The sequence below is a fragment of the uncultured Gimesia sp. genome (genome assembly GCF_937910335.1).
GTDB lineage: Bacteria > Planctomycetota > Planctomycetia > Planctomycetales > Planctomycetaceae > Gimesia.
Genome location: NZ_CALEMX010000013.1, coordinates 1 through 10379, shown reverse-complemented (window position 1 = coordinate 10379; position 10379 = coordinate 1). Strand labels below are relative to the sequence as shown.

10 protein-coding genes are annotated in these 10379 nt (G+C 46.7%); 4 read left to right on the top strand and 6 right to left on the bottom strand.

The annotated features are described in order from the left end of the window. Window positions 1–4 precede the first annotated feature (4 nt). A complete protein-coding gene (gene ald, locus Q0668_RS00530; protein ID WP_298858856.1) occupies window positions 5–1114 on the bottom strand; it encodes an alanine dehydrogenase in 1110 nt (369 codons plus the stop codon). 158 nt (window positions 1115–1272) lie between these two features. Here ald and nadC point away from each other — a divergent pair, with 158 nt between their 5' ends. Together nadC and Q0668_RS00520 are read left to right on the top strand one after the other, a co-directional pair. Beyond that, the gene (gene nadC, locus Q0668_RS00525; RefSeq protein WP_298858855.1) at window positions 1273–2163 is read left to right on the top strand and encodes a carboxylating nicotinate-nucleotide diphosphorylase; all 891 of its coding nucleotides are present in this window, start codon (window positions 1273–1275) and stop codon (window positions 2161–2163) included. 52 nt (window positions 2164–2215) lie between these two features. Next, window positions 2216–4561 (top strand): hypothetical protein, encoded by a 2346-nt coding sequence (locus tag Q0668_RS00520; RefSeq protein ID WP_298858854.1) that lies wholly within the window; start codon window positions 2216–2218, stop codon window positions 4559–4561. Window positions 4562–4586: 25 nt separating this feature from the next. On the opposite strand, the gene Q0668_RS00515 is transcribed toward Q0668_RS00520, so the two are convergent. Next, window positions 4587–4790 carry a hypothetical protein gene (locus tag Q0668_RS00515; RefSeq protein ID WP_298858853.1) on the bottom strand — a complete coding sequence of 68 codons (204 nt, stop codon included), beginning with the start codon at window positions 4788–4790 and terminating at the stop codon, window positions 4587–4589. Between the two features lie 313 nt (window positions 4791–5103). Here Q0668_RS00515 and trpB point away from each other — a divergent pair, with 313 nt between their 5' ends. Together trpB and trpA are read left to right on the top strand one after the other, a co-directional pair. Next, complete coding sequence (gene trpB, locus Q0668_RS00510; RefSeq protein WP_298858852.1) at window positions 5104–6309, top strand: tryptophan synthase subunit beta; 1206 nt, start codon at window positions 5104–5106, stop codon at window positions 6307–6309. 69 nt (window positions 6310–6378) lie between these two features. Then, window positions 6379–7200 carry a tryptophan synthase subunit alpha gene (gene trpA / locus Q0668_RS00505; RefSeq protein ID WP_298858851.1) on the top strand — a complete coding sequence of 274 codons (822 nt, stop codon included), beginning with the start codon at window positions 6379–6381 and terminating at the stop codon, window positions 7198–7200. A 22-nt stretch (window positions 7201–7222) separates the two neighbouring features. Here trpA and Q0668_RS00500 read toward each other — a convergent pair whose 3' ends face one another. The 4 genes from Q0668_RS00500 to Q0668_RS00485 all read right to left on the bottom strand — a co-directional run. After that, a complete protein-coding gene (locus Q0668_RS00500; RefSeq protein ID WP_298858850.1) occupies window positions 7223–7666 on the bottom strand; it encodes an ASCH domain-containing protein in 444 nt (147 codons plus the stop codon). Window positions 7667–7673: 7 nt separating this feature from the next. Then, a complete protein-coding gene (locus Q0668_RS00495; RefSeq protein WP_298858849.1) occupies window positions 7674–9068 on the bottom strand; it encodes an MBL fold metallo-hydrolase in 1395 nt (464 codons plus the stop codon). A gap of 81 nt (window positions 9069–9149) precedes the next feature. After that, window positions 9150–10127: a glycosyltransferase family 2 protein gene (locus Q0668_RS00490; protein WP_298858848.1), complete on the bottom strand. Its 978-nt coding sequence runs from the start codon at window positions 10125–10127 to the stop codon at window positions 9150–9152. A 37-nt stretch (window positions 10128–10164) separates the two neighbouring features. Further along, a partial coding sequence (locus Q0668_RS00485) for a hypothetical protein (RefSeq protein ID WP_298858847.1) occupies window positions 10165–10379 on the bottom strand: 215 nt, incomplete at its 5' end.

Sequence of the window (10379 nt, the reverse complement as noted above, 5' to 3'; positions counted from 1 at the left end):
TTCTTTATAAGGTGAGAAACTCTTTCCATTCGAGTCCGAACGTTTTTGCAACAGCGTGATTGGTGATCTGCCCTTGATGAATGTTGACCGCCGTTAGTAATCCATGATCTTGCGAACAGGCTGCATTTAACCCCAGATTGGCCAGTTTCAATGCATAAGGCAAAGTCACATTACATAAAGCATAAGTGCTTGTACGACCTACTGCGCCCGGCATATTGGCAACGCAGTAATGCACGACTCCTTCTACGACAAACGTGGGATCAGAGTGCGTTGTAGGCCGTGACGTTTCAATGCAGCCACCCTGATCGACGGCGACATCAATGAGCACGGCTCCCGGTTTCATCATTTTCAGTGACGATTCAGGTACTAATACAGGGGCTCGGGCTCCGGGAATCAGTACGGCACCAATCACCAGATCAGCCAGTTCGAGTTCTGCACGAATATTATGGCGGTCACTATATAACGTATTCACATTGGCGGGCATGATATCTTCAAGATATCTCAGGCGATCCACATTGATATCAAGTATCACGACATCAGCCTGAAAGCCAGCTGCTATCTGAGCTGCATTTTTTCCCACAACTCCACCACCGAGTATCACAATATGAGCGGGTGGCACGCCGGGAACACCTCCCAGTAGAATTCCACGCCCCAGCTGAGGTCGTTCAAGGTATTTGGCACCCTCCTGAATACTCATGCGCCCGGCAACCTCACTCATGGGGGTCAATAATGGTAGTTGCCCACCGCTTCCTTCCAGAGTTTCGTAAGCAACTGCTGTCGCGCCCGTTTCCAGAAAACCGCGTGTTAAGACTTCGTCCGCGGCAAAGTGAAAATAGGTAAACAGCATTTGGCCCGGTTTGAGTAAGGCCCATTCTACCGGTTTTGGCTCTTTGACTTTAATCACCAACTCTGAACGAGAAAACAGTTCTTCTGCCGATTCTACAATTTCGGCTCCATTTTCCACATAAAGTTCGTCGGGTATTCCACTGCCCAGGCCGGCACCGCGTTCCACAAGGACGGTATGCCCTGCAGCCGTCAGTTCCTCTGCTCCCACGGGTATTAAAGCAACCCGGTACTCATCCTGCTTGATTTCACGCGGCACCCCCACAATCATGGTTTTCTCCCGATTACATGTAATACTACAGACGACTATGATATTCTATGTTTGCTCTTTTATACTATTTATTTGATTCCAACAATATGTTTCAATTTTAACCTGATCAATCGCTTACCGACAAAGGTATCGTTTCCAGGAAAGCCAGAGAATTCACAGTGACCATAGCCTTTACCGAAATCCAGATAGCGGCAGCAAAAAACCTGATCAAACTCAGTCTGGAGGAAGACCTGAATCAGACTGGTGATCTCACTTGCCAGGCTTTGATTAATGAGGGCGACCAGGGAGAGATCCAAATCGTCTCACGAGAAACAGGAATTCTGGCTGGTTTGCCACTTGCCTCGCTCGTTTTTTCTGAATTGAATTCGGAAGTGAAATGTACTCAGCATTTGTCTGACGGCGATACATTGGAACCGGGTTCAATTATTTCAACCTGTTCCGGCCCCTTGGCGTCAATTCTGATTGGTGAGCGGACGATTCTGAACTTCATGACACACTTATGTGGAGTTGCTTCCCTCACAGCAAAATATGTGCAGGCAATCCAGGGAACCAGCGCTACAATTCTCGATACTCGTAAAACACTTCCGGGCTGGCGCATCCTCGAAAAATATGCGGTCACAGCCGGCGGAGGCACCAATCATCGCATTGGGCTTTATGATGGTATTTTAATTAAAGACAACCATCTGGCTGCATGGGCAGCACGAAATTCAGACTCCACGATCGCAGACGCGATTAGACAGGCACGAGATTCCGTTAATGGGAAAAAAGGGATTGAAGTTGAAGTTGACACACTCGATCAACTGACCGATGCGATGCAGGCAGAGCCCGAGATTGTTCTCCTGGACAACATGAAGCCGGAAACTTTGAAACAGGCAATCCAACTAAGAAATGAACAATCGCCGACCACATTACTGGAAGCATCGGGAGGCATCAATTTGGAAAGCGTGCGCAGTATTGCAGAAACGGGCGTGGAACGAATCAGTATCGGGGCGCTCACCCATTCGGCTGTCTCACTGGATCTCGGATTTGACTGGAAACAACGCACTTGAACCATTCTTAACAAATCGATAATCAACCCTCATACTGTTTAGACTGTTTCTGATGACTAAGACAGCGACACTGAAACCTACAACGCTCGATCTAGATGATCGCCCCATTTTCATGCGCGGCGCCCTGATCTGGTTGTTGTTGTTTTTTGTCGCCTTCATCAGTTTCACACTTCCTAACAGTAATCCCGCTACAAGCCGTTGGGATGTGCTGACACATCTCCCCTTTCTATTACTGGATTTGGTTGATCCGCTACCTGTGGAGAACCCGTCCCCATCAGGCTGGGCCTACTTCCCACAACGTTTTCCGTTGATCGGGATTGCGCTTGTCATCCTTGCGGGGGCCTGCGGTCTAGGTCAGATTATCACAAGGCTGATCAAAATTCCGTTAGCCCCTTTTACAGCTGAGCGGACTGTATTCGCTTTTGGTGTGGGAATTTCTGTCGTTTCACTGCTTACCTTAGGCGGAGGCTTACTTGGAATTTTATCGCAGGGGCTCTGTTATCTGGTACTGGTTTTGTTGGCGTTGACAGGGTATTTTTCCGCATGTCGGGAATCCAAAATAAAAACCGGCGCTGCCTTGCCCTTCAAATTTTCTCTGCCAGACGCCATCACACACGAAATGCTGTTTCGAGGCGTCTGTCTTTTGTTGATTACCCCTTTTGTACTCAGCATGTTCTTAGGATCCATGTTACCTTCTACTGATTTTGACGTACTGGAATATCACTTCGGTGGCCCGAAAGAATATTACCAGCAAGGTTTTATTGGCTTTTTACCACATAATATTTATACCAGTTTTCCCTTTCTGACTGAGATGTTAACACTATTGGCAATGACATTAAAAGCCGACTGGTATTTAGGCGCGCAGGCCGGAAAACTGGTTCTGATGAGCTTTTCTTTGTTTGCAGGTCTTGGTGTATTTGCGACGGTGCGGCGCTGGTTTGGTTCGAATGCGGGCTGGTTGGCGTTGACGTTTTTTTTGACCACGCCTTGGATCTACCGTATTTCGATCATTGCTTATACCGAAGGTGCTCTTTCTTTTTATCTGATGGCTAGTTTGATGGGTTTGATTTTCACAATTCAGGTGTTAAAAAAATTGACTCCTGATAAGTCAGTTACGCAAAAAGAGCCTGACTCCCTGCCCGCATCAGAAAATCTCAAACCTTCGCTTTGGGCCTATGCCTTTCTAACCGGTTTGCTATCCGGCTCTGCTATGGCTTGCAAATATCCAGGAGTCCTGTCGGTCGTGATTCCCTTAGGTCTCGCGTTATCAGGCTTCAGTTGGTATCTGCTGAAAGAGGATAAGCAATTACGAATGTCGGTCACTCTCAAGCTGGTCGCCCTCTTTTCGATCGGAATACTGGTCACTATTGGACCTTGGTTGTTAAAAAACATTCTGGAGACGGGCAACCCGGTCTACCCGCTGCTCTACTCCGTTTTTGGAGGCGTCGATTTAAACGAACAGCTGAACCTCAAATGGAAGAATGGTCATGGAATGAAACCACTTCATTTGAGTGCGCTGGTAAATAATCTGATTGATGTCACATTAAAAAGTGACTGGTTGAGCCCGCTCTTGTTTAGTCTCGCTCCGCTGGCGTTTCTGAATCGGAAACATCGCCGTTTGACAAAATGGCTATGGATCTATGTCGGATTCCTGTTCTTCACCTGGTGGGTTCTGACTCACCGCATCGATCGTTTCTGGGTTCCGATGATTCCCGTAGTTTCTGTACTGGCAGGCATTGGAGCTACCTGGAGCACGCAACGGACCTGGAAAATCAGTCTGTCGATTGCTATTCTTTTTGCGTTTCTATTTAATCTCGGCATCGCCACGAGTGGCCTGAGTGGTTACAACGCTTATCTCAGTGATCTCAATTATGCCCGCAAGTTTGCGCTCAAAATGACCGGGCCGGAAATTATGCAGTTGAATCAAATGAAACTAGGACCGAAACAGGTCGTACTCTCTGTCGGTGATGCAGAACTATTCTATGCTGAGTTCCCCGTAATTTATAATACGGTCTTTGACCATTCAATCTTCAAGCAATGGACGGCGCAATCAGAGCCGAATGCTCCCGACGAATTGCTCTCTATAAAATCGGCAAGCGAAATCAAAGAAAAACTCAAAGCCGAGCATATTACTTATGTGTACGTCAACTGGGCTGAAGTGCTGCGCTATCGACTTACTTATGGATTTACCAGTTACATTTTTCCTGCCAGATTCGAACATCTTGTGAAAGAAGGAGTCCTGAAACAGCCCTTACCAAATCGGTTCAGCTATCGAAAACTCGATTCATTCAGGTTAGACGAACAAGAAGAAATTCTGCAATGGGCACCAGAGCTCGTTGTTGAGCGAGAAGGCGAGCGCTACTTCATTACAGCGCAAATCTTTCCGGTTGCTCCATGAGGATGACTTTTTCTATGTCAAACATTTAGCTCACGGGAGAGTCGAAATCGGTTAATTCCCGACGGGCAGCGCGAAGAGCGCTTCCGAAAGAAGGGATGATAATATCGCTATCATCCAAATTCTGATAACCGCGGGGTTTGCTCTCTATGAGGCAATACCGCTCCAATTCATCAATGTGAACTGATTCTTGATTGATGGCTTCGGCCAATTTTTGATCTGACGTTTTCATAATTCATTCTCCCTCTTAAACTTCTTGCAAAACAAATCGCTTCACAATTCGCACCCCGCATTTTATCAGATTTTTGGGAAATTCCAACTACATTTTGACTGGACAGTTCCAATAATGTGTCTAAAACGACCCAAAAGCATGATACCAAAGTACATATAGCAACTCATTACAACCCCGAATTACTGAAATCTAAGTCGAACCTTTCCTGAATCTCAACGGTCCGTTTGACGGGCATTGACCATCGGCACCGGGAATTCAATAATGGTCAGAGCAAAATCTATTTTAATTTACAGTGACAATATTTGAGCCCATTATGACAACGAGTTTATCTAACGTGCCTGATTCTGCCGGTCGATTTGGCGAATTTGGTAGGCGATTTGTTCCTGAAACGCTAATGCACGCCCTGGAGGAATTGACCGAGGAATATAAGAAAGCGAAACAGGATCCCACTTTCCAAGCCGAGCTGGATGATCTGTTAAAGCACTATGTTGGACGCCCTAACCCGCTTTATTTTGCGGAACGGCTGACTGAGCATTGTGGCGGAGGCAAAATCTACTTTAAACGAGAAGACCTCAACCACACGGGCGCTCACAAAATCAATAATACCATCGGTCAAGCATTATTAGCGATTCGAATGGGGAAAAAACGTATCATCGCGGAAACAGGGGCCGGCCAGCATGGTGTTGCCTCTGCAGTCGCTTGTGCCCGCTTCGGTCTCGAATGCATTGTCTATATGGGCGAGGAGGACATTCGTCGTCAAAAACTGAATGTATTCAACATGAAAATGATGGGTGCCGAAGTGAGGAGTGTGACCAGCGGTTCTCGCACGTTACGGGACGCCGTCAATGAAGCCATGCGTGATTGGATGTCGAGTGTGGAAACGACTCACTACATCATCGGCTCTGTGATCGGGCCACACCCCTTTCCCATGATGGTCCGCGATTTTCAATCAGTCATCGGCGCTGAAACACGTATACAATGCCTGGAACAAACGGGAAAGCTACCGGATCAGGTAATCGCCTGTGTTGGAGGGGGTTCTAATTCCGCCGGAATGTTTTACCCGTTTATTGATGATGAATCAGTGAAACTGACGGGCGTGGAAGCCGGCGGAAGAGGACCTGAGCCCGGCGAGCATGCCAGTACACTCAGCTATGGTGCCAAAGGGGTTCTGCATGGTAGCTTTGGTTATGTTTTACAGGATGACGATGGGCAAACTTCCGACGTGCATTCGATTTCTGCAGGTTTGGACTACCCGGGAGTCGGTCCGGAGCATAGTTACTGGAAAGATTCAGGTCGTGTAAATTATGCAGCGATTACCGACGACGAAGCGTTGGAAGGTTTCCAGGTGATGGCTAAATTGGAAGGAATTATTCCAGCTATTGAATCATCACATGCGATCGCTCACGCCCTCAAAGTGGCGCGTGAGTCCAGTCCTGATGAGACCATCGTCGTCTGCCTGTCCGGTCGTGGCGATAAGGACGTGAATGAAGTCGCTCGTCTGTTAGGCCAGGAAATTTAGTTCCTTGATATTCATCCACATCGTCTATTAAACGTTTCTTCTCTTCCTGTAAAAGTATTGTATCAAATCGTGACAACATCCATTTCTGAAAAATTTCAACAAGTGGCCTCAGAAAACCGAATGGCATTCATGCCTTTTATCACTGCTGGTGACCCTGACCTCAATACCACAGTCGCTGTTTTAAGAGAGCTGGCAAGCCGAGGCGTTGATCTGATTGAAGTCGGTTTTCCTTATAGTGACCCTATTGCAGATGGCCCCGTCATCCAAGAATCTTACACACGCGCTTTGAATAACGGATTTCAGGTACATAGTCTGTTCGAAGCTTTGAAAGCTCTGTCTTTAGATCAATCCATTACTATACCTCCCTTGGTGGGCATGGTCTCTTATGCAATTATTTATCGCTATGGGGCAGATAAATTTTTGCAGGAAGCCCAAACTGCCGGGTTCTCCGGACTGATTGTGCCTGACTTACCCGGTGATGAAGCACAGGATTTTGCGGAAAAAACAAAGACAACAAACCTGGATCTGGTCCAACTCGTTTCACCGCTGACCCCGGAAGATCGTACGAAGCGCATTATGCAAGCCGCCAGTGGGTTTATCTATTGCATCTCGGTCGCAGGTATCACCGGTGTTCGTGATGAGCTTCCACCAGAATTAACAACACATCTGGAATCACTGCGTAAACTGACAGACCTGCCTCTGGCCGTTGGTTTTGGCATCAGTCAACCAAAACATGTTGATACCCTACGAGGCAAAGCGGACGGGTTTATTATTGGTTCGGCTATCGTGAAACAATTTGCTGCGTTTTCTGATCCCAATCAAAGTCATGACTCCATTATCAAATCCATCGGCGATTATGCTGGCGAAATGGTGGCAGCGACAAAAGTCTGATCGATGTCATCTTCTAGAGCAACTACTTCTTTCGAACGCCGGTCTTTTTGCGCAAAAAGGGATAAAACCAGACACCATACGGCAGATAGTCGGGGATGATCAGTGCCTGCAAGCGTTGAGGATTCGTCAGTTTCCAGCCGAATTTACCTTTTAGAATCTGAGCGGGAACTCCCGCAGCAACAGCATGTTTTTGATTGACGGGAAACGAGTCAACGATTTCCACTGTCCCAATTAATACGCCTCTGGGCAGTTCTTCAACATTGAGCCCCGCTTTCTCGGCTGCTTTCTCAGCATGCGGTGTTTTTGCCAGTTTTTTGGAAGCATAAATATAGATAGGACCACGAATCCGGGTCTGGCTGGAGCGGAGTTCGATTGTTTTGATTCCACGCAGAATCAGCTCCGCCCAGGGTTGTCGAATTCCCAATGCCGGCAGACTTTTATCAGGATGTTTGATTGCTTGTTTCATCTCAGGATTAAACTTCGAATGATTGCTGATACTGAGGGATTATGGGCTCCAGATCACACTGATCGCGAATCAGTTCGGAGAGAGCCGTCGCAGATTCGGGCTCGCCATGCACTAAAAATACCTGGCCAATGTTTCCACGTTTTGCCGATTCTTCATACCACCATTTAAAGTCAACAACATCTGCATGACCGGACAATCCGCTGAGCTGAACTACTTTCGCTTTTACCTGATAATATCGATCAAATATTTTTACTTTGGGTACGCGATTTACTAATCGACGTCCGAGCGTGTGAGCAGCTTGATAACCCATGAGTACAACAGTATTTTCTATTTTTTCAATTCCATTTTTCAAATGATGGCGTACGCGACCATTTTCACACATACCACTCCCAGCTATTACAACAAAGGTCCCTTTTCTTTTATTGAGCGCGATACTTTCTTCGCGCGTAGAGACATAATCAAGTAATGAAAATCCAAACAGATCTCGATCCGATTCGATCACAGCCTGAACTTCGTTGTCCATTTCATGAATATGATGCCGGAAAACAGAAACCAGTTTCGTTGAGAGTGGGCTGTCAACAAAGATGGGAATCTGGGGCAAACGCTTTTCATTATATAGATCATTCAAATAATAAATGATCTGCTGTGTCCTGCCTAAACTGAATGCTGGAATGATCACACGCCCCTCAACACGATATGCTTCATCAATAATCTGAAACAATTCCTCTTTCAGGTCTGAAGCCTTTTCATGCACTCGATTCCCATAGGTGCTTTCTGAAATTAATATCTCACAGCCTTCAATCGTTTCCGGATCTCTGAGTAGCGGTAAATCTCGTCGACCTAAATCGCCGGTAAAGACCAGATGCCTCCATTCCCGCTGATCTTTGATTTTCAATTCGATAATGGCAGAACCCAGAATGTGACCAGCGTCCAAAAATCGCACCTTGAGATCATCGCCCAATTCGTGCCACTCGTGATATTCCAGACGTTCAAATTGTTTGGCAACTTCAATCACATCATCTTGTGAATAGAGCGGTTCAATGGGCGGATGTTTTTTTTCTAATTTTTTTGCCATATATCGGGCATCTTCTGCCTGTATATGGGCACTATCCTTCAACATGATTTCAGCGATGTCTGCTGTTGCAGAAGTACAAAAAATAGGTCCACGAAAACCTTTCCTGTAAAGCTGTGGTATGTTGCCGCAATGATCCATATGCCCGTGTGATAAAAGGACAGCGTCCAGAGATTCCGGCGGATAAGCAAACCGGCTGTTTTTTAAATACGATTCCTCACGATGTCCCTGAAACAAACCGCAGTCCAGTAAAATTCGTCGCGAGTCTGTTTCGATCAAATGTTGACTGCCAGTTACCTCGCCGGCAGCTCCGAGAAAAGTAATTTTCATCTCACATTGTACTTTCAGACAAAACTACAGATTCAGAAGATAAGAGAATGACGAAATGAGAGTAAGGCATGCTGCATCAGTTTAAACAATCAATTCCTGCTCGTTCTCTGCAGCGTTACCTGTCCTTTCGGAGATGCTATAAGAATCCTGATGACGGCCGGTATAGGCGACAATGAGTTCCGCCAGTAAACCGAGGCTGATTGCCTGCCCGCCCAGAATTGTCATGGCCACTGAATAGGCCAGCAACGGTCGATTGCCTATCGGCCCCAGTCCCACTCCAAAGAGATTGGTGAGGGTCCAAATAATCCCCAGATACCCGAGACCCAATAGACCCAGAAAGAGACAGCAGATACCAACGGCTCCCAACATATGTTGAGGACGCTGCCCGTAACCGGTTAAAAACCGCACGGTTAACAGGTCAAGAAAACCTCGCAGAAATCGTCTCACTCCATACTTGGAATGACCGTGCTGACGTTCTCGATGATGGATGGGAATTTCTGTCACTTTAAAGCCACGCGCATCAGCGAGTACGGGAATGAAACGATGCAATTCCCCATAGATGCGAATTTCGGCGGCGACTTCTTTCCGAAATATTTTCAACCCACAGTTATGATCATGTAGATGGAGCCCCGTCAGTTTACCGACCATCCAGTTAAACACTTTACTGGGATACACTTTATGCCAGGGATCTAGCCGGCGTTCTTTCCAGCCATTAACGACATCATAACCTTCATTCAGTTTTTCTAAAAATTGGGGAATCTCTTTGGGATCATCCTGCAGATCTGCATCCATCATCATGATCAAAGATCCACGCGCCGCCCGCATACCAGCCGTCAACGCTGCTGCCTTCGCGAAGTTCCTGCGGAAACGTATCCCCGAAACGCGCTCATCCCTGGCAGCCAATTGGGAGATGGTTTCCCAGGAAGTGTCCGTCGAGCCATCATCAATAAAGATCATTTCAAGATCGATATTATACTCCTGGCTCGTGTCACAGATTTCCTGATACAATTGCGGCAAACTTTCGGTTTCATTCAAAACCGGGATCATGATAGAGAGCACAATAGAACCCTTTCTCTCGACAGATAAAAACAACTTTTCAGAGTGTTTCAGAATCTTTTTGTGTCGAATTGTGATTAATTTGAACACGATTGCTGTAACTGTAGTATAAAACAAAAGCTGCCAGAATTTCACTAATAAATGAAACGATTCGGATTAATAACGCGGCAACGAAGGCATTGACCGGCCCAATTGCCGGGGAACCAGCCAGAATGAATGCAATAAGTCCTTCGCGGACTCCTAGACCAGCGGGCG